The sequence below is a fragment of the Sphingomonas morindae genome (assembly GCF_023822065.1).
Taxonomy (GTDB): domain Bacteria; phylum Pseudomonadota; class Alphaproteobacteria; order Sphingomonadales; family Sphingomonadaceae; genus Solisphingomonas; species Solisphingomonas morindae.
In genome coordinates, this window is sequence record NZ_CP084930.1 from 1995939 (window position 1) to 2013739 (window position 17801).

Annotated in this window: 25 protein-coding genes and 1 tRNA gene; 14 read left to right on the forward strand and 12 right to left on the reverse strand. The window is 66.9% G+C overall.

The features are described from left to right. Positions 1-6 precede the first annotated feature (6 nt). The 8 genes from LHA26_RS09795 to LHA26_RS09830 form a co-directional block, all read right to left on the reverse strand. Positions 7-822 (reverse strand): hypothetical protein, encoded by an 816-nt coding sequence (locus tag LHA26_RS09795; protein WP_252165443.1) that lies wholly within the window; start codon positions 820-822, stop codon positions 7-9. A 2-nt stretch (positions 823-824) separates the two neighbouring features. Beyond that, positions 825-1040 (reverse strand): hypothetical protein, encoded by a 216-nt coding sequence (locus tag LHA26_RS09800; RefSeq protein ID WP_252165444.1) that lies wholly within the window; start codon positions 1038-1040, stop codon positions 825-827. Next, entirely contained in the window at positions 1040-1282 is a 243-nt protein-coding gene (locus LHA26_RS09805; protein ID WP_252165445.1) for a DUF2312 domain-containing protein, read from the reverse strand. Before LHA26_RS09805 ends, LHA26_RS09800 begins: the two co-directional genes overlap by 1 nt. Then, a complete protein-coding gene (locus LHA26_RS09810) occupies positions 1275-1661 on the reverse strand; it encodes a hypothetical protein (protein ID WP_252165446.1) in 387 nt (128 codons plus the stop codon). Before LHA26_RS09810 ends, LHA26_RS09805 begins: the two co-directional genes overlap by 8 nt. Further along, complete coding sequence (locus LHA26_RS09815; RefSeq protein WP_252165447.1) at positions 1658-2323, reverse strand: TRM11 family methyltransferase; 666 nt, start codon at positions 2321-2323, stop codon at positions 1658-1660. The genes LHA26_RS09810 and LHA26_RS09815 overlap by 4 nt, the downstream gene beginning before the upstream one ends. A gap of 40 nt (positions 2324-2363) precedes the next feature. Then, on the reverse strand, positions 2364-2630 hold the full coding sequence (locus tag LHA26_RS09820) for a hypothetical protein (protein WP_252165448.1): 267 nt from the start codon (positions 2628-2630) through the stop codon (positions 2364-2366). Further along, complete coding sequence (locus tag LHA26_RS09825; RefSeq protein ID WP_252165449.1) at positions 2630-3118, reverse strand: hypothetical protein; 489 nt, start codon at positions 3116-3118, stop codon at positions 2630-2632. Before LHA26_RS09825 ends, LHA26_RS09820 begins: the two co-directional genes overlap by 1 nt. 73 nt (positions 3119-3191) lie before the next feature. After that, positions 3192-3383, reverse strand: coding sequence for a hypothetical protein (locus LHA26_RS09830; RefSeq protein ID WP_252165450.1), 192 nt, complete (start codon positions 3381-3383; stop codon positions 3192-3194). A gap of 90 nt (positions 3384-3473) precedes the next feature. On the opposite strand from LHA26_RS09830, the gene LHA26_RS09835 reads away from it, so the two are divergent. Continuing rightward, positions 3474-4085, forward strand: a complete 612-nt coding sequence (locus LHA26_RS09835; RefSeq protein ID WP_252165451.1) for a S24 family peptidase — start codon at positions 3474-3476, stop codon at positions 4083-4085. Here LHA26_RS09835 and LHA26_RS20165 read toward each other — a convergent pair. Continuing rightward, on the reverse strand, positions 4039-4509 hold the full coding sequence (locus LHA26_RS20165; RefSeq protein ID WP_367890747.1) for an HIRAN domain-containing protein: 471 nt from the start codon (positions 4507-4509) through the stop codon (positions 4039-4041). The genes LHA26_RS09835 and LHA26_RS20165 overlap by 47 nt on opposite strands. A 98-nt stretch (positions 4510-4607) precedes the next feature. On the opposite strand from LHA26_RS20165, the gene LHA26_RS09840 reads away from it, so the two are divergent. Genes LHA26_RS09840 through LHA26_RS09860 form a run of 5 tightly spaced genes read left to right on the forward strand, consistent with a single transcriptional unit; the run spans position 4608 to position 7564 of the window. Further along, entirely contained in the window at positions 4608-5105 is a 498-nt protein-coding gene (locus LHA26_RS09840; protein WP_252165452.1) for a hypothetical protein, read from the forward strand. Next, on the forward strand, positions 5102-5338 hold the full coding sequence (locus LHA26_RS09845) for a hypothetical protein (RefSeq protein ID WP_252165453.1): 237 nt from the start codon (positions 5102-5104) through the stop codon (positions 5336-5338). The genes LHA26_RS09840 and LHA26_RS09845 overlap by 4 nt, the downstream gene beginning before the upstream one ends. After that, entirely contained in the window at positions 5338-5706 is a 369-nt protein-coding gene (locus tag LHA26_RS09850; protein WP_252165454.1) for a DUF968 domain-containing protein, read from the forward strand. Before LHA26_RS09845 ends, LHA26_RS09850 begins: the two co-directional genes overlap by 1 nt. A 38-nt stretch (positions 5707-5744) precedes the next feature. Further along, on the forward strand, positions 5745-6941 hold the full coding sequence (locus LHA26_RS09855; RefSeq protein ID WP_252165455.1) for a phosphoadenosine phosphosulfate reductase domain-containing protein: 1197 nt from the start codon (positions 5745-5747) through the stop codon (positions 6939-6941). Then, positions 6938-7564, forward strand: coding sequence for a hypothetical protein (locus tag LHA26_RS09860; protein WP_252165456.1), 627 nt, complete (start codon positions 6938-6940; stop codon positions 7562-7564). Before LHA26_RS09855 ends, LHA26_RS09860 begins: the two co-directional genes overlap by 4 nt. Before the next feature lie 40 nt (positions 7565-7604). On the opposite strand, the gene LHA26_RS09865 is transcribed toward LHA26_RS09860, so the two are convergent. Beyond that, the gene (locus tag LHA26_RS09865) at positions 7605-7868 is read right to left on the reverse strand and encodes a DUF1488 family protein (protein WP_252165457.1); all 264 of its coding nucleotides are present in this window, start codon (positions 7866-7868) and stop codon (positions 7605-7607) included. Between LHA26_RS09865 and LHA26_RS09870 the strand changes: the two genes are divergently transcribed. The 5 genes from LHA26_RS09870 to LHA26_RS09890 all read left to right on the forward strand — a co-directional run bounded on the left by LHA26_RS09870 (position 7867) and on the right by LHA26_RS09890 (position 12959). Beyond that, positions 7867-8520: a hypothetical protein gene (locus LHA26_RS09870; protein ID WP_252165458.1), complete on the forward strand. Its 654-nt coding sequence runs from the start codon at positions 7867-7869 to the stop codon at positions 8518-8520. The two genes, LHA26_RS09865 and LHA26_RS09870, sit on opposite strands and share 2 nt — an antisense overlap. A gap of 259 nt (positions 8521-8779) precedes the next feature. Then, complete coding sequence (locus LHA26_RS09875; protein ID WP_252165459.1) at positions 8780-9220, forward strand: hypothetical protein; 441 nt, start codon at positions 8780-8782, stop codon at positions 9218-9220. 359 nt (positions 9221-9579) lie between these two features. After that, a complete protein-coding gene (locus tag LHA26_RS09880) occupies positions 9580-10821 on the forward strand; it encodes a hypothetical protein (protein WP_252165460.1) in 1242 nt (413 codons plus the stop codon). Positions 10822-10916: 95 nt separating this feature from the next. Further along, positions 10917-12161 carry an ATP-binding protein gene (locus LHA26_RS09885; protein ID WP_252165461.1) on the forward strand — a complete coding sequence of 415 codons (1245 nt, stop codon included), beginning with the start codon at positions 10917-10919 and terminating at the stop codon, positions 12159-12161. An 81-nt stretch (positions 12162-12242) separates the two neighbouring features. After that, positions 12243-12959 (forward strand): NYN domain-containing protein, encoded by a 717-nt coding sequence (locus LHA26_RS09890; RefSeq protein ID WP_252165462.1) that lies wholly within the window; start codon positions 12243-12245, stop codon positions 12957-12959. Between the two features lie 63 nt (positions 12960-13022). Here LHA26_RS09890 and LHA26_RS09895 read toward each other — a convergent pair. Further along, positions 13023-13099: transfer RNA gene (locus tag LHA26_RS09895), tRNA-Arg, on the reverse strand. 138 nt (positions 13100-13237) lie between these two features. On the opposite strand from LHA26_RS09895, the gene LHA26_RS09900 reads away from it, so the two are divergent. The 3 genes from LHA26_RS09900 (at position 13238) to ilvD (ending at position 16188) form a co-directional block, all read left to right on the forward strand. After that, positions 13238-13417, forward strand: coding sequence for a hypothetical protein (locus tag LHA26_RS09900; protein WP_252165463.1), 180 nt, complete (start codon positions 13238-13240; stop codon positions 13415-13417). An 80-nt stretch (positions 13418-13497) separates the two neighbouring features. Then, positions 13498-14256, forward strand: coding sequence for an enoyl-CoA hydratase-related protein (locus LHA26_RS09905; protein ID WP_252165464.1), 759 nt, complete (start codon positions 13498-13500; stop codon positions 14254-14256). Positions 14257-14337: 81 nt separating this feature from the next. Further along, positions 14338-16188, forward strand: coding sequence for a dihydroxy-acid dehydratase (gene ilvD, locus LHA26_RS09910; protein WP_252165465.1), 1851 nt, complete (start codon positions 14338-14340; stop codon positions 16186-16188). Positions 16189-16242: 54 nt separating this feature from the next. On the opposite strand, the gene ubiB is transcribed toward ilvD, so the two are convergent. Beyond that, positions 16243-17772: a 2-polyprenylphenol 6-hydroxylase gene (gene ubiB / locus LHA26_RS09915; RefSeq protein WP_252165466.1), complete on the reverse strand. Its 1530-nt coding sequence runs from the start codon at positions 17770-17772 to the stop codon at positions 16243-16245. Positions 17773-17801: the final 29 nt, after the last annotated feature.

Sequence of the window (17801 nt, forward strand, 5' to 3'; positions counted from 1 at the left end):
TCGGGATCACGACGCTCGGCGAGCAGCCATGCGGGCGATGACGCGATCGCGTGCAGCGACGGTGCGGCCGGGGCCCGAGCCGGGAGCCGAGCGGCCTGAGGAGCGTGCGCTAGAGCGCGGTTGTTCGTTCCGGTCATAGGATCCCTCGAGGAGGCGGTTGAAGCTGGAAGGCTGGAGGAGGAAGTCGAAGTCGGCGCGCCACCCGCTGCCGCTGTCGCCGCGGCAGAAGCTGGATCGCTCGACGGCTGCGATCGCCTCGGTGAAGCCGTCGGCGCCGTGCTCAGCCAGCCGCGCGCCGATCCGTTTCCGGCGCTCCTCGGTCAGCTTCTCGACCCTCGGCAGCCCGGCGCGCGCCGCCATGGCGTTCCAGGCGGCGGCGATGTTGGCGTAGTCGGGCTTGGCTCGCTGGGCGGCGATCCCGGCGATCAGCACCCCCAGCGCGGCCTGAGCGGCGGCAATCGCTGCGGTGGTCGGCACCCCGATCGGATCGGCCTCACGCGCATGCGCGACACACACACCCGGGGTGGGGGTTAATTTTTGGGGTTCTAGGGGGCTTTTATTGGGGGCGGGGTCCGCGTCACGCTCGTCACGCAATGTCACGCGCGTCACGCGTGACGGTGCCGCAGCATCCGCAGCCCGCTTCCGGCGCTGCCGCTCGGCCGCCAGGTGACGCACCTGAGCCTCGCGCGCCTCCCGCGCGCGATCGGCTGCAGCCTCGGCGTCGAGCAGGCGCGCGGCGCGGCCGAGCTCGAGCGCCACCTCGGCGACGAGCCCCGCCGGGGTGCCGGCTTCAATCAGGCGCTGGATGAGAGCAGCGGACACGATCAGAACTCCACGGGCTCGTGCAGCAGCTTGTCGGCGACGAAGGCCGCGCGGACCTTCGCTGCCTCACGGGCGCGCGCCGCCGCCTGGCGCTCAGCGCGCCCCGCCCGCCGAGCGGCCAGCGCCGTGTCCAGCCGGGCAATCTGCTCGGCTGTGGGCACGGGCAGCCGCGCGGGGGCAGAGCGGCGCCAGCGGGTCAGGATGGCGGGCAGGCGCATCAGCTCAGGCCCAGCGCCGCCTTATAGGTCTCGAGGAGCGCCTCGGCCTCGTCGCGCGCGTTCTTCTCCATCTTCCGAAGCCGCACGATCTGGCGCATCGTCTTGGGATCGTAGCCCTGCGACTTGGCTTCCAGGTAGACGTCCTTGATGTCGCCGGCGATCCCGGTCTTCTCTTCCTCAAGGCGCTCGACGCGCTCAATGAAGAGGCGGAGCTGATCGGCCGCGATATTGTCGTCAGACATGGTCGTTCCCTTCGATGGTGAAGCCGAGGCGCTCGGCGAGCGCGATCATCTCGGCGGTGGTGGCGAAGCCGTTGCGGCCGCCAATCTTCCAGTGCCCGGCCGGCCCGCCGGCGAGCGGCGCGGCGAACACGACGTAGTGCCGGCTCTGAAGGAAGAGCTTCGCGCGCTCGGCAGGTTGGGCCAGGCGCTCGCGGGTCGCATGCTCCGCGAGCACGGTGCGGGCGACCGCCTTTGCGACGCTTCCGTTCCGGCGCTTGCCGGCCAGGATCGCCGCCGTCTGCCGGCGCTGCTCGGCCCGGTAGGCGATGAAGGCGCGCTCTTCGGGGCTCACGGGCCCGGCGGCGCGCTCCGGCGGCCGGTAGCTGTCCCAGGCGCTCACGAGCGCGCCTCCGGCGCCAGCCAGCGCAGGTTCGTCGGCCGATCATGTGGGCGGGTCCAGACGATCCAGCAGAAGTCGGTCGTGCCGCCGCGGAAGGCGCGCTCGCCCATCTCTGCGATCTTCTCGCCCGGCGGCATGCTTGGGCGCTGCGAGAGGATCAGGACGTCGCTCGGCGGCCACTCGCGGAAGAGCGCCCAGCGCGCCCGGCTGGCGAGGAATGACAATTGCTGGAGCATGCAGACGCGGAGCGCCGGCAGCGCCAGCGCATGGCGCGCGAACCGCTCCGCCATCCGGAAAGGCGGATTCGTGACGATCGAGAAGCGGCCTGAAGGCGTCACCACCAAGGCTGGATCCAGCGACAGGAAGTCGGCGATCACCTTGCCGCCGGCATAGCCCTGATCCCGAATGTCGCTGCCAACCGCGCGGAAGTCCCGCGCCTCGAACGTGTCGGGGATGGTGCCGCCGCCGCACGCCGGGTCCCAAATCAGGGAATCGGCGAGATCGATCGCATCGGCTAGCTGTTCGACGCACCAGCGCGGCTCGACATACCAGTCGTCCGCAGCGCGCTCGTAGGTCGACGCCTTGAAGTTCTGCGCCGGGTTGACCGGCAAAGCTGTCACGTTCGCGAAAGCAGCCGCTTCCGCGCCAGTCTCAACGTCCATGTCGCTACTCCCTGGGCGTCGCGGCGCCCGTGCTATGTCCTCAGGTGGCCGGGCGGCCGGATGGGTTGTCGGGTTCAGGCGGGAGGAGGCGCCGTTCCAGCTCCTCGATGGCCGCTCGGGCGCCGTCCCGCTCGATCTTCAGAAAGCCCGCCTCACGCTTGAAGGCCTCGGCATCGTCGGCGGACCGACGGAGCGCTCTCACAAGGCGATCACGGTCGGCCAGCACGTCGCGATGCTCCGGCATGTGCTGCTCGAGGGTGCGCTCGAGAGCGCGGGCATAGCCCCAGGGGTTCAGCCACCAGGGCATCAGCCGCGCCCCTCCAGCAGCCGCAGTCCGCGCGCCCGGCGGCGCTCCCGCAGCATGTCGATCGTCCGGCCGGCCGCGTCGAGCGCGCCGCACATGGCGTCCAGCTCGCGATCGTCGATCTTGCCGTCGTCGGCCAAGGCGACTGCCACCTGGTGCAGCAGGTCGGTGAGGGCAGGGAGCGTGTCCCGGTCCGTCACCGGCGAGGTCTCGAGCGGGACCAGCTTCATGCCGACGAGCGCGAGCACGTCATTCGCGAAACGCCCGTCCCATTCGCGGCAGCCGCGCAGGAAGGAGACGACGCCCATGTCTCCGTGCCCCTTCCGGTAGCTCTCCGCCCGGTCCTTGCTCTTCCCCAGCACGACGCCGAGATCCGCGTCGGTGGTGCCCTTGTCCTCGTCCTTGATCCGCGCGAGCGAGGCGCCGAGCGTCTCGATCAGCGTGGACGCCGAAACAGTGCGATAGCGGGGGTGGATTTGCCCTTCGCTCATGCAGCATCTCCACGACCATGGATGAAGTCGAACAGCTTGCGCATGCCGACGGTGTCGAGAACACGACGAGCTATCATGCAGCCTCCCGGCCGGCGAAAGAGCGCATGAAGCTGCGGACCTTCTGCTCTGTTTCCGGCCACACCCGGCGACCGTCGCGGACTTGGCGGACGAAGTGCCGATCTCCCAGTGCGTCCTTCCCAAAGCGGGTTGGGGCGATTTGGTGATCGCGCAAAAACATCTCGATATCTGCGAGGAGCGTGCTCATGCCCTCATCTCTAAGTGTGATGCTTCACACCGTCAAGGTGTGATCTGTCGCACCTATCCGCCCCGCCGTGTTCCGTGTGAAACAACCCACATGCAGGACCGTGAGATGGAGCGCGTCCGTGAAGCGCTGCGGCGCCTCATGGAGAAGAAGGGCATCAAGGCAAAGCCCCTGGCTCAGCAGGCTGGGCTCGGGGAAACGGCCGTCCGCGACATCCTTGAGGCGAGGAGCAGCGACGTTCGCGTCGGCACCCTGCGGAAGCTTGCTACTACCCTCGATACGTCGATCGAGGAGTTGATGGGGACGAGTGATGTCCCGCTCTCTGGCCGCGTAGGCGCCGGAGGGTCAGTGATCTTCGAGGAGAACGGGCACAGCGATCGGGCGCCCCGGCCGGCCGGGATCGGCGGCGAGCTGGAGGCGCTTGAGGTCATCGGCGACTCGATGCTACCTCGATACTCATCCGGGGACATCGTCTACATCTCGCGGACCCATGATGGCGTGAAAGAGGAATATCTCGGGGAGTATTGCGCAGCCCGCCTTGCCAGCGGAGAGACGTACATCAAGCTCTTGGCCCGCGGGTCTCGGCCCGGATATTTCACGCTACGCTCGCTGAACGCGGCAGACATGGAAGACGTCGAACTAGATTGGGCCAGCCCCATCATTTCGGTGCTTCCGCGCTATGCTCGGAAGATGCTGGGTTACTGATCCAGTACCTGAACCCGCCGGGGGGCGGATCAGGTGGGAGGCTTCCCGGGAAGTAAGAAGCGGTCCGAACGTCATCATCGGACAAGGTGACGCTTAGCAGGGCGCCTAGCAGGCAGGCGCGCCCCATGCCGACACTGGCGATGATCCCGCACACGCCTCGGCCGTCCTGGTGAATTGCGCGCCTCAACCAGCTTCCGCGCGGCACATAGCCGATCGTTTCCCCGGACGCGGTTTCAACCCGCAGGGCCAACTCGTCGTGGGGATTATCGGGCTCATGTATGAAACGAACGGCCTCGCCCGCTGAGCAGGCAGCAAGGCTCTCTTGGTGAAATGATACACCGGCAACCCGAACGTACAGCACGCCATCATCCACGCTGAGCGACTCCGACTCGATGGCCCTATGATCCCTAACACAGGTGAACATTTCAAGAACGGTGTGAAACTTCCCACATAGCTGTTGACGTGGTGTGATCTGTCCCACTACTTAGCTCCATGGCCCGACGCGGGCGATGGAGACCTTTCGTGATCCACCAGAAAATCGAACCGCCGTTCGACGAGCGCGATCCGGACACCGCCCAGGTGCTCGATCAGGCGCTGCCGATGGTGAAAGCCCTCGCCGGACTGCGCGGGCAGAAGGCGCCGCCGAAGCCGCGCGACGCGGAGGGGCTGGCCGTCGAGATCCGCAAGGTTGAGGAGCTGCTGGCCCTCAAGGCCGATCGCATCGGGTGCTCGGTCGAAGAGCTCGAGGCGAGGGGGCGCGAGCTGATCGAGGCGCGCACCAAGCGCAAGCTGCCGCCGGTCCGCTTCCAGGTCGCCGAGCCGGCGCGCCAGCCGAGCGAGGTCGAGCGCAAGGCTGATCTGGAGATCGGCTGCATCGAGGACGAGATCCGCGAGCAGGAGGCCCGCAGGGTCGAGGAGGAAGTCAAGCTGGAGCGGCGGCGCGGGCGGATCGCCCAGCTGCGCACCCGGCTCGCTCAGCTGAAGCTGGAGCGCGCTGGCCTCGCCGGAGGTGCCGCGTGATGCGCCTCGTCTTCATCACCGCGCCGATTGGCGCCCTGATTGGCTGGGCCGCTGTAGCCGCTGCCCTGGCGGGCGACGCCTGGCTCGCCTGGAGCCTGATCGCCGCCTCGCTCTTCTGCATGGCCGCCCCCTGGCTCTTCGACGATGCCGAGCAGGACGAGCCCGCCGCAGACGAGCAGGTGCTGGGCGACATGGTGTTGCAGGCTGGCCCGCAGGGTCCGGAGCTCGCCTGATGCTGACCCGGCTTCCCGCCCGCCGCCAGCGCAACAGCGGCGCCGCGCAGAAGGTGCGCAGCGTGCCGGGGCATCTCGCCTGGGTCCGCGGGCATGGCTGCTCTGTGCCCGGCTGCCAGCCGGATGCGGACCGGCCGGGCTCCGATCGGATTGAGGCCGCCCACGTTCGGCGCGGCACCGACGGGGGCGCCAGCCTGAAGCCGCACGATCGCTGGGCGATCAGCCTGTGCGCTCACCATCACCGCCGGCAGCATGAGGTCGGCGAGGCGTCGTTCGAGCGCGAGACGGGCATCGACATGGCCGCGCTCGCCCGCGCCTTCGCCGCGCGATCGCCGCATCGCGCCAAGCTCGACGAGGCACCGCTTTGAACCGTTCGACCTATAGCCTCTTCAGTGGCGGAGTTCGCATGCTCAGTGAGGAGGCCATTGAGCTGACGCTCGCATCGCTTCGTGCCTATTGGTCCGAGCATGACCATATCGCCGTCGCCTGGTCGGGCGGGAAGGACAGCACCGCTCTGGTGACGATCCTTGTCCACCTGATCGAGGCCGGCGAGCTGCCCCGTCCGGCGCGGCTCTTCGTCTTCTATGCCGACACGCGCATGGAGCTGCTGCCGATCCAGGCCTCGGCCGAGCTGATCATGGCGAAGCTACGGGAGCGGGACTGGATCACGCTCGAGGTGGTTATGGCGCCGCTCGACAAGCGCTTCATGGTTTACATGCTCGGCCGCGGGGTGCCGCCGCCGAACAACAACACGCTCCGCTGGTGCACGCGCCAGATCAAGGTCGATCCCATGACAGCGGCGCTGGAGACGGCGCTCAACGGCCTCAGCGGCTCAGCGCTGATGATAACAGGCGTGCGCCAGGGCGAGAGTGCCGTTCGCGACGGTCGCATCGCCATGTCCTGCGGCAAGGATGGGGCCGAGTGTGGACAAGGCTGGTACCAAAAGGCGCTACCGGAAGCGAAGAGCCTGCGCGGCCGCCTCAACACGTTGGCGCCGTTGCTGCACTGGCGCGTCTGCATCGTCTGGGATTGGCTCAAGGTCTACGCGCCGCAGCCGGAGTTCGGTGGCTGGCCGACACAGATGCTCGCTGACGCCTATGGCGGTGACGACGCGGTCGAGAAAAACGCGCGTACCGGCTGCACTGAGTGCCCGCTCGCCGAGGATGACACGGCGGTGCAGAATATCATCGCCATGTCCGACTGGGCATATCTGGCTCCGGTACGGCGCCTGAAGCCGCTCTATCGCTGGCTGCGCGAACCAGCGCAGCGCCTCCGCAAGGCCGGGGCGGAGAAGCTGAAGTCGGGTGCGATCGCGGCCAACCCGCAGCGAATGGGGCCGCTGACCCTGGAAGCCCGACGGCAGGCGCTCGATACGGTTCTATCGATCCAAGCCGAGGTGAATGCCGAAGCTGACCGGCTCGGCCGCCCCCGGCTCGACCTGATCAACCCGGAGGAGGAGGCTCGAATTCGTGAGCTCATCGCGCTTGGCACGTGGCCGGACAAGTGGACGGGTCAGGAGCCCCTCGCGACCGCGTGGTTGGATCGCGTCAACCAAGACGGATCCGTCGAGCCGATCCTCTTCCGCGAGCTGGTTGGATCATGATTGGGCATCTCCCCCGGATCACGCCGACGGAGATCGCCGAGGCGGCCTATGAGGCGAAGCCGGCCCGCCGAAAGCTCGTAAACGGGTGGCCCTTGCCCGCCAGCCGCTTCCGGAAGAGCAGCGACGTGGAGCTGCTCGCCCGCGCGGCGAAGGCGGCGTTCGAGGCCGATCTGGCCGCCTCGGTCCCGCCGGACTGGATCGAGATCGCGCGCACGGCGCTGCTCGCCGAGGTGGAGCGCCGCGCGCCCGCCGCCGACATGTCGGTGCTCGAGCGCTACGGGCTCGCCGCACCGATTCGGCTGCTCTCGATGGGGAGCACCTACTCTTATGACCGGCTGGGCGGGGGAGGCGGAGCCCTGTTCCCGCGCGCCCGGCTCAATCCGTCCGGCGAGCTGGTGTTCAGCGCCGACTGTTCGGAGCCGATGCCCGCCGCCGCACTCGAAATCCTACAGGCCCGTGAAGTCGTCCGCGCGCAGAAGGTCAGAGGCTATGAGGCCGCCGCCTCCTGGGCCGCGCGCGAGCTGCGCCGGACGGGCCAGGCGCCGACCTGGGCGGAGATCGAGGAACAGTTCCCGCGCGTCGGCGCGTGGCTCGCCTCTCAACGCAGGATACGCCGATGCTAGCTTCCATTCTCTCCCACGGCGGCCTGCCGCCGGCGAAGGCTCAGATGTCGTCGACGTCGATCCTAACCGGCTCGGTGAATCCTTCGCCCTGTTGGTCGATCTTCCGATGAGCTGCTCGCTCAACATCTTGCCGGACTTCAGCGAACACCTGCTCCGGCGTCATCGCGCCCGGGATCGGCCCGTAGAGCTCTGCCAGTGCATCGAGCGTGACCTCGCAGCGCACCGGCTTTTCGCGAAACTTCCACGGCGGGATGTCCTTCGCGTCGTGGCCCAACGTCTCCAACGAAAAGGTCAGGATTCCCATGTCTGATCGCCCCATCATCTTCAGCGCGCCGATGGTGCGCGCCCTGATCGAAGGCCGCAAGACGCAGACGCGGCGGCTCCTGTCCCTCCGAGGGCGTCGAGGCTTCAGCGAGTTCGGACCATCGGACACTCCTGGCTATGACTGGCACTTCCGCGATGCTGGCATGCGCTGGCACGACGTGCAGGCCGATCGGCTGCTCGAGCTTCTGCCTTATGCGGCCGGCGATCGGCTCTATGTGCGGGAGGCGTGGTCGCATACCGGACATGGCGTCTGGTCGATCGAGCAGGCCCGTATGGCCGCGCACGTCAATGGCCGTCCGATCTATCGCGCCACGGACGAGACGGACGCTGGCACGAAGTTCTGGCCATCGATCCACATGCCGCGCGAGTTCTCGCGCCTGACGCTGATGGTCGAGGCTTTGAAGGTCGAGCGGTTGCAGGACATCAGCGAGGAGGATGCGCTCAAGGAAGGTGTGGAGCCGATGAAATACCCGGAAATTGGCGAGTGGGGGTGGCCGCAGAGGAAGTTTGCCGACCTATGGCGCTCCTTGCACGGCCCGGATAGCTGGGAAGCGAACCCTTGGGTGGTCGCGCCCACCTTCAGCGTGATCCGCGCCAATATCGACAGCTTGCCCAATCGGGTGGCGGCATGACCTGCGGTCATGTCCAGCTGCCCGGCGGAGCCCGGGCGATCGTCTGCTCATCGAACCGACGGCAGCGCTGCCGCTGCGGCCGGCCGGCGACGTTGCTCTGCGATTGGAAGGTGCCCGAGCGGCGGAGCGGGACGTGCGACGCGCCGCTGTGCCGGCGCTGCTCCGTCCAGCCGGCCAGGGACAAGGATCTGTGCCCACAGCACGCCGCCGCCTGGGCGGCGCGCCAGGGCCGGCTTAATCTCGATGGAGGTGCGGCCTGATGGCCTATGGAAAAGATACTGAGGTGCCGTTCGAGCGCTCGGTCGCCGAGATCGTCGCGCTCCTGCGTGGCGCTGGCGCCGATCAGATCGGCCAGATGGAGGATCGCGCCAGCTTCACGATCCAATTCGCTTTGGGCGGCCGCATCGTCAAATTTGTGGTGCGGTTGCTGGCCCCCGACGACGTCGAGAAGATCCGCGGGCGACGACAGGATCCCGCTCGCGTCGAAGAGCAGTGGCGCCGCCAGCGCGGCCGCGCGCTGCTGCTGGTGATCAAGGCGAAGCTCGAGAGCGTCGAAAGCGACGTGGAGACCTTCGAGCAGGCGTTCCTCGCCAACATCGTGATGGCCGATGGCACGACGCTCTATGATCGCGTGCGCCAGCCGCTCGCGCTCGAATATCGAGACCGGAAGCCGGTGCTGCTGCTGGGAGGCCCGGCATGACGTGGTCTCGTCAGGCGCTATGGGCGAAAGAGCGCGCGGTTCTGCTCAAGTGTGAGGGGCTGCTCGCCTATCGCGCCGGTGTGCCCGCCAGCGGCAACCCGCACCCGCTCGGCTCAGCCAATGCTGCAAGTTGGGCGCGCGGGTGGATCGCTGGACCGGGGCCGCGGGAGCCTGTCCGCATTGAAGCGAAAACGGAGAAAGGATCGCATGGCAAGCCTGGCTGATCTGGCGCGGCACTGGTCGCGTCAAACGGAGAAGGGGAAGGGCATCAGGATCGAGGCCGACGCGCTCGACGTCCTGAACGCCAACGGAGTCGGCGAGCTGATCCAGCGCCTCGCCGCTGAGGAACAGAGGAACGCATGCAAGCAGCGGATCACGGGCTCTACACCCGGGGAAAATACCGGCTCGAGTGGGATCGCCGCCGAGACGGAAGCCTTCGGAGCCCCTTCCTCCAGATTGTCTGGTATGATCCCGCAGCGCGACGTCTCCGCAGCCGCTCGACGGGCACAGAGGACGTCCAACAGGCGGAAAATGAGCTAGACGCCTTCTACCTGAAACGGGAGCGCGGGCAGGCCGTGTGCGGCACCTGCGGCCAGCCGCTGCGCGCCGGCGCGCGGCACCTCGTGACGGACGCGATCGCCGATTATCTCGTGGCGAGGGAAGGGCGCTCGAGCATCGGCTCGATCAAGCCTCGCCTCGCGCACGTCACCGCTTACCTAACCGACACGGATCGGCTTGCGACCGCGTGCGAGGACCTTGACGAAGACTGGATAGACGCCTTTCGCGAGTGGGCGATGGAGGTGCCGATCGTCTCTCCCACGGGCATTGAGCGAGAGCGGACACCCGGCACGGTCGAGGCGAGCGTTCGGCAGCTCGCCGCCGCCATCAACTTCGCGCATGGGCGCAAGGACACGCTGTTCCCTGCCGCCTTCGCCGCGAAGCCGCCGGCGGAGGTGAGCCGCACGCCCAGCTACCGGGCGGACATCCCGACGCTCGCGCGCATGTTCCGCTATTGCGTGGATCCGGAGATGGCCGAAGGCGAGGGGCCGAAGGTGCTCGAGCGCCGCAAGCGCGAGCGCGCGCAGCTGCACCGGTTCCTCCAAATCAGCGTGGCAACCTGGGCCAGGCCGGACGCCGCCCACGACGTCAACACTGACCGCGAAGCGGACCAGTGGAACACGAACGCGCGAGCGCTGAACCTCAACCCGCGCGGCCGCGCGCAGACCAAGAAGTACAGGCCTATCGTCCCGATCCCTCGGCAGCTGGCACCGCTGCTTGACGCGAACAAGGGGTTTTACGTTTCGGTCGACTCGGTGCGGAAGGCGTTCGAGGCGATGCAGGATGCTGTCGGCCTTCCGAGGAGCGGGGAGGGTGGGCTTAAGCTAATCCGCCGCAGCATGGCCCATCTGGCGCGCCAGCGCCTTGGTGAACGGGATTGGATTGAAGGCCAAGTCATGCTCGGACATCGGCGGCCGTCAACCTCAGACACCTACGCGCCCTTTGACGTGGGCTACCTAGCAGCGGCGCTGCGAACAATTGAGGGGATCATCGACCAGATTGTTGAGTGCGTGCCGATGGCATATCAGATGCCCTTCGTATGAGGCCGTTTAAGGAGATATTAGGCCTCCCAATAGCCAGACTTGACAGGTATCCCCTTTTGAACGATACCTAGGGACGTGAAGCTAGGGGTCCGACTATGAGCGCTGAGGAAGAGGCAATCACGCAGGCGCGTTTAGCGGTTGGTCAGGTTTTTACCCCCGGATCGCCCGTTAACGAGCGAGATCTATTTTCTGGTCGGATCGAGCAGTTCAACTTCGTGTTGGATGCAGTGACGCAGCGTGGATACCACGCGGTGATGTATGGCGAACGCGGGGTTGGGAAAACATCCCTTGCCAACGTGATAACAAGTGCGCTTGATCGCAGCGGCAAGTGGATAATCTCTCGCGTGACTTGCGACGTGTCAGACGATTACGCCTCTCTATGGCGTAAAGCTTTGCAAGATGTGGTCCTAACTAGGAGTAGGCCGGGTGTTGGCTTTAACGCTGAAGATACGACCGAGAATGGAAGATTAGTCGATCAGCTCCCTTTGGAGCTGTCTCCTGACAACATTCGACGTACGCTCATAGAGATGTCTTCCGCCAGCCCTATTCTCATCGTTTTCGACGAATTTGATAGAATAAGTTCAGATCGGACAACGACACTTATGGCAGACACCATAAAGTCTCTGTCCGACGTTGGTGTGGCGGCGACCGTTCTTCTTATTGGGGTTGCTGATTCCGTTGCGGAGTTGATCGAAGGGCATGCCTCAATAGAAAGAGTGCTTGTTCAAATTCCGATGCCTCGGATGTCAAAAGATGAGATTCTCGACATCATTTTAAAAGGCATAAGTCGATTGGGCATGAAGATTGATCAATCTGCCTGCGATGAGGTAGCCTCATTGTCCCAGGGGTTGCCATATATTGCGCATCTTCTCAGCCTGAATAGCGTGCGAGCAGCATTGCACCTTGATTCCCTGTTAGTTAAATCTGATCATGTAGCAAGTGGTATGCAGAGAGCGCTGGATCAATGGCAGCAATCAATCAAGGTATCCTACTACGAGGCTAGCAAGAGCCAGCAACCCGGCCATATATTTAAGGAAGTCCTTCTTGCCTGCGCCCTCGCTGAAGTTGATGAGCTTGGCTTTTTTACGGCGGCAGCTGTGCGGGCTCCTCTCAGGGCTATAACTAAGAAGAACTACGACATACCAAACTTTGCTCGGCACCTGAAAGAGCTGAGCGAGGCTGGCCGAGGGGAGCTATTGCAGCGGGTGGGCGAAACGAGAAGGATTCGCTACCGTTTTACTAGCCCGATCATGCGTCCGTATGTCGTTATCAGGGCTGTCGCTGAAAACTTGATTGGCAAAGCTGCTCTGAAGCAGATTCAGAAAACGACAACCGCGTAAACAGAAAAACCCCGGCAGATCGCTGCCGGGGTTTTCCGTCAACCCTGAGAGCAGGGCGACATCGGTGAAAGGGCATCTAGGGTGAGCGAGCAAGTTTGTCAAGTGCCACCGCGCCCTCGTGCCGCGGTCTATGTCGACGGCTTCAACCTCTATCATCCGATTCACGACCTCGGGCCGGCTGAAAATCACCTCAAATGGTCAAGCCTCTGGACGTTGGGCAAAATGCTTGCCGAGCAAGTTAAGGCGGACCTAGTCAAAGTCGTGTTTTGCACTGCGGTTCCAAAGCATCTACCAGACAGTCGTGATCGTCATAATACCTTTAACAGGGCCCAGCGTTCTCAGGGCGTTGTCATATTAAAGGGTCACCATGTTCCTGATGATGGTGGCTATTCCGAGAAGCAGTCCGACATCAACGTCGCTCTGTCATTGATATTGGATGGTCTGGACAACGTCTATGATATAGCGATTGTCCTTTCTGCTGACTCGGATCAGGTGGCAACGGGCCACGCCTTCAGGAGGCGCCTCGCTCCCAGCGGAAAGCAGATGTTCTGCGCGGTGCCCTTGGGGCGATCGATGCCGATCGGCTTTTCGGAGCTTGGTGTGAAAAAGCTTGTCGTTACCAAGGCCATGCTTGAGACGTGCGTTATGCCGGAGCAAGTCGTTGGCGCAGACGGTTCCATCCGGCGACCGGCAGCCTACGATCCTCCGGTTGGTTGGGTTCATCCGAATGATAGGCCGAAGCAGAAGCCGCCGAAGCCACCCAAGGCCTGGGGTAAGGCAGTGCGCACTTCAACCTGATGTTCGCACCGGAGCAACACCGGACCACTTCCGGATACCTGACGCGACCACCCGCCGAAAAGTTGGCGCACCGGAAGGGATTCGAACCCCTGGCCTCTGCCTTCGGAGGGCAGCGCTCTATCCAGCTGAGCTACCGGTGCGTGGGCGGAGGCGTTAGCAGAGCCGCGCTTGGGCCGCCAGCCCCTTTGCGCCGCGCGGGCGGTGGTGGCTTTTTTCTGTCCGGGCGCCGGAACTGCGGGAGGCCTGCCGAACGTTGATCGACTCATGGGGAGAGTGTCGTGACACGTGAGGATGACAGGATTGTCGCGGTGGCGCTGCTGACCGAGGCGGAGGCCAAGGGACTGGGCGGCATGTTCCGCACCGTGTTCCGGGTGGATCGCGAGCCGGCGCTGTTCCACGATCTGCTCGCGGCGATCGACGCCGCCGAGGCGCGCGCCGCCGATCCGCGCCGCCGCTGACAGGCGGCCGCCGCACCGGCCCCGCGCCGGGGCTGGCCCCGATCGCGCCGCCGGTCCATCATGGCGGCGAAGGAGAGGGGATGATGGCAGTTGCGGTGGAGCGGCCCGCGCCGGGCGTGTTGGAATTGCGCCTGGCCCGGCCCGAGAAGAAGAATGCGCTGACCGGCGCCATGTATCGCCATTTGTGCGACGGGCTGCGCGAGGCGGCCGCGGATCCGCAGGTGGCGGTGGTGCTGATCCGCGCCGAGGGCGAGGATTTCTGCGCCGGCAACGATATCGGCGATTTCCTCCAGGCGGATGGCGCGCAGGCGGCGCTCGGCTTCGTGCGCGCGCTGGCGCTGTTCGACAAGCCGCTGGTGGCGGCGGTGCAGGGCCGGGCGGTGGGCATCGGCACGACCATGCTGCTCCATTGCGACCTGATCTATGCCGCGCCCGACGCGCGCTTCTCGACGCCCTTCGTGACGCTCGGCCTGGTCCCCGAGGCCGCTGCCAGCCTGTTGCTGCCGGCGCGGATCGGCGCGACGCGGGCGAGCGCGATGCTGCTGCTGGGCGAGCCGCTCGCGGCCGAGGCCGCCGCCGGCGCCGGGCTGGTCTCGGCGCTGGTCCCGGGCGATGCGCTCGCCGAGACGGCACGCGCCAAGGCGGCCGCGCTGGCGGCGCTGCCGCGCGCGGCGGTGGTGGAGAGCCGGCGGCTGATGCGGGGCGATCGCGCAGCGATCGAGGCGCGGATCGAGGAGGAGGCGCGCTGCTTCCGGGCGGCGCTGTCCGGCCCCGACGCGCGCGAGGCCTTCGCCGCCTTTATCGAGAAGCGGCCGCCGCGCTTTGGCGGCGCCGCGTAAGTTTGTGTCGCGGGGCCGCTAGAAACCGCCTGTTCATTGCGGCGGCGCGGCGCTAAGGCGGCGCCTCTTCGGAGATTTGCCATGCCCGTCTATCGTTCCCGTACCACCACCCATGGCCGCAACATGGCGGGCGCGCGCGGCCTGTGGCGCGCCACGGGCATGACCGACGCGGATTTCGGCAAGCCGATCATCGCCGTGGCGAACAGCTTCACGCAATTCGTGCCGGGCCATGTCCATCTCAAGGATCTTGGCCAGCTGGTTGCGGGCGAGATCGCCGCGGCGGGTGGGGTGGCCAAGGAATTCAACACCATCGCCGTGGATGACGGGATCGCCATGGGGCATGGCGGCATGCTCTATTCGCTGCCCAGCCGCGAGCTGATCGCCGACTCGGTGGAATTCATGGTCAATGCGCATTGCGCCGACGCGCTGGTGTGCATCTCCAATTGCGACAAGATCACCCCCGGCATGCTGATGGCGGCGCTGCGCCTCAACATTCCCGCCATCTTCGTGTCGGGCGGCCCGATGGAGGCGGGCAAGGTGGTGGTGAAGGGCAAGACCCGCGCGCTCGACCTGGTGGACGCGATGGTCGTCGCCGCCGACGAGCGGTACAGCGACGAGGAAGTGGCCGCCGTCGAGCGCTCGGCCTGCCCGACCTGCGGCTCCTGCTCGGGCATGTTCACGGCCAATTCCATGAACTGCCTCACCGAGGCGCTGGGCCTGTCGCTGCCGGGCAATGGCTCGACGCTCGCCACCCATAGCGATCGCGAGCGGCTGTTCCGCGAGGCCGGGCGGCTGATCGTCGATCTCGCCAAGCGCTGGTACGAGGAGGACGATGTCACCGCCACGCCGCGCGGCATCGCGACGCGCGCCGCGTTCGAGAATGCGATGAGCCTCGACATCGCGATGGGCGGCTCGACCAACACCGTGCTGCACCTGCTGGCCGCCGCGCACGAAGGCGGCGTCGATTTCACCATGGCCGATATCGACCGGCTGTCGCGGCGCGTGCCCTGCCTGTGCAAGGTCGCGCCGGCCAAGGCCGATGTCCATATGGAGGACGTCCATCGGGCCGGCGGCATCATGGCCATTCTGGGCGAACTCGAGCGCGCCGGGCTGATCGACGCGCGCCAGCCGACGGTGCATGCGCCGACGCTGGCCGACGCGCTCGCGCGCTGGGACATCGGCCGCACCAATTCGGAGGAGGTGCGGCGCTTCTACCGCGCCGCGCCCGGCGGCGTGCCGACCCAGACCGCGTTCAGCCAGTCCGCGCGCTGGGAGACCTTGGACACGGACCGCCGCGCCGGCGTGATCCGCGCCGCCGATCATCCCTTCTCGGCGGATGGCGGGCTGGCGGTGCTGTTCGGCAATCTCGCGCCCGAGGGCTGTATCGTGAAGACGGCGGGGGTGGACGAAAACATCCTGCGCTTCACCGGCACGGCGCGCGTCTATGAGAGCCAGGATGCCGCGGTGGCGGGCATTTTGGGCAATCAGGTGCAGGCGGGCGAGGTGGTGGTGATCCGCTACGAAGGCCCCAAGGGCGGCCCCGGCATGCAGGAAATGCTCTATCCCACCAGCTATCTCAAATCCAAGGGGCTGGGCGCGGCCTGCGCGCTCATCACCGATGGCCGCTTCTCGGGCGGCACGTCGGGCCTGTCGATCGGCCATGTCTCGCCCGAGGCGGCGGAGGGCGGGCTGATCGCGCTGGTGGAAACGGGCGATCCGATCGTGATCGACATCCCCGCGCGCGTGCTGCGGCTCGATCTCGACGAGGCGGTGCTGGCGGCGCGGCGTGCGGCGATGGCGGAGCGCGGCGCCCAGGCCTGGCGGCCGCTGGGCCGCAAGCGCGCGGTGTCGCCCGCGCTGCGCGCCTATGCCGCGCTCACCACCAACGCCGCGCGCGGCGCGGTGCGCGACGTGGGCCAGGTGGAGCGCTGAGCGCGGCGGTCAGGGCGGGGCGGCGCCTGCCGCAGGCGCGCGCGCCGCGCTGGGTCAGAGAAAATAGGTGAGCGCCGCCATCGCGCCCGCGCCGAGCAGGCCGCTGAGGAGATAGCGCCAGCCGCCGCCGAAGCGGATCACCTCGACCGCGCGCAGCGGCGGCGGCGGGGGGGCGGCGCCGGGGGCGGGATAGGCGTGCTCGATCCGCTCGATCAGATCGGGCAGGCGGGTCAGGAGGCCGGCGGCGCGGCGGATCCCGTCGGCGATCGCGGCTTCGGGGCCAAGCTCGTCGCGCAGCCAGCCGCGCACCAGCGGCGTCGCCACCTCCCACATATTGATGTCGGGCCAAAGGCCGATCGCCACGCCTTCGACCATCACCATCGTCTTTTGCAGCAGCAGCAGATGCGGCTGGGTGGGCATGTCGAAATCGCGCGTGATGGTGAAGAGGCCGTCCAGCATCTGGCCGACCGAGATATCCTTCACCGCCTTGCCGCGGATGGGTTCGCCCACGGCGCGCAGCGCGGTGGTGAATTCCGCGATATTGTGATGCGGCGGCACATAGCCCGCCTCGAAATGGATCTCGGCGACGCGCGCGTAATTGCCCGTGATGAGGCCGTGCAGGATCTCCGCGAGCCACAGCCGCGCCTGGCGGTTGATGCGGCCCATGATGCCGAAATCGATCGCCGCGATGCGCCCGTCGGCACGCGCGAAGAGATTGCCCTGGTGGAGATCGCCATGGAAGAAGCCGTCGACGATCGCCTGGCGCAGAAAGGTGCGCACCAGCGTTTCGGCGAGCGTGCGCGGATCGTGGCCCGCCGCGATCAGCGCCTCGCGGTTGGAGAGCTTGATGCCGTCGATCCATTCCAGCGTGAGCACCCGGCGCGCGGTGCGATCCCAATCGATTTCGGGTACCTGGAAGCCCGGCTCCGCCGCCATGTTGCGCGCCAGCTCGCTCGCCGAGGCGGCTTCGCGCCGCAGGTCCAGCTCGCGTGCGGTCCATTGCTTGAAGGTTGCGACGACGAGCCGCGGCCGCAGCCGCGCGATCTCGCCGCCCATGCCCTCGGCCTGCGCGGCCGCCCATTCATAGGTATCGATCGCGCGGGCGAATTCCTCCTCCACCCCGGGCCGCAGCACCTTCACCGCGACGATCCGGCCATCGCTGGTGGTGGCGCGGTGGACCTGGGCGATGGAGGCGGCGCCGACCGGCTGTTCCTCGATCGCGGCGAACAGGCTGTCCAGCGGACGGCCGAGCGCCTGCTCGATCGCGGCGCGGATCTGCGCGAAGGGCACGGGCGGCAGCGCATCCTGCAGCCGGTAGAGATCGATCGCGGCCTGCTCGCCGACCAGATCGGGGCGGGTGGCGAGCGCCTGGCCGAACTTGATCGCCGCCGGACCGATCGCCTCGAGCGCATCGGCATAGCGCGGCGCCGCCGGCACGCGCGCGCCGAGCCGGGCGAGCCGGGCGAGCCGCTTGAGCCGGGGCGGGGCGAGCGGATCCTGCTCGAGCCCGCGCAGCGCGCCATAGCGGCCGAGCGTGCGGCCCCAGCGCAACAGCCGCGCGACATGGGTGAGCGTGGTCGCCATGCTCAGCCGCGCGCCGCGCGGTCCGGAAA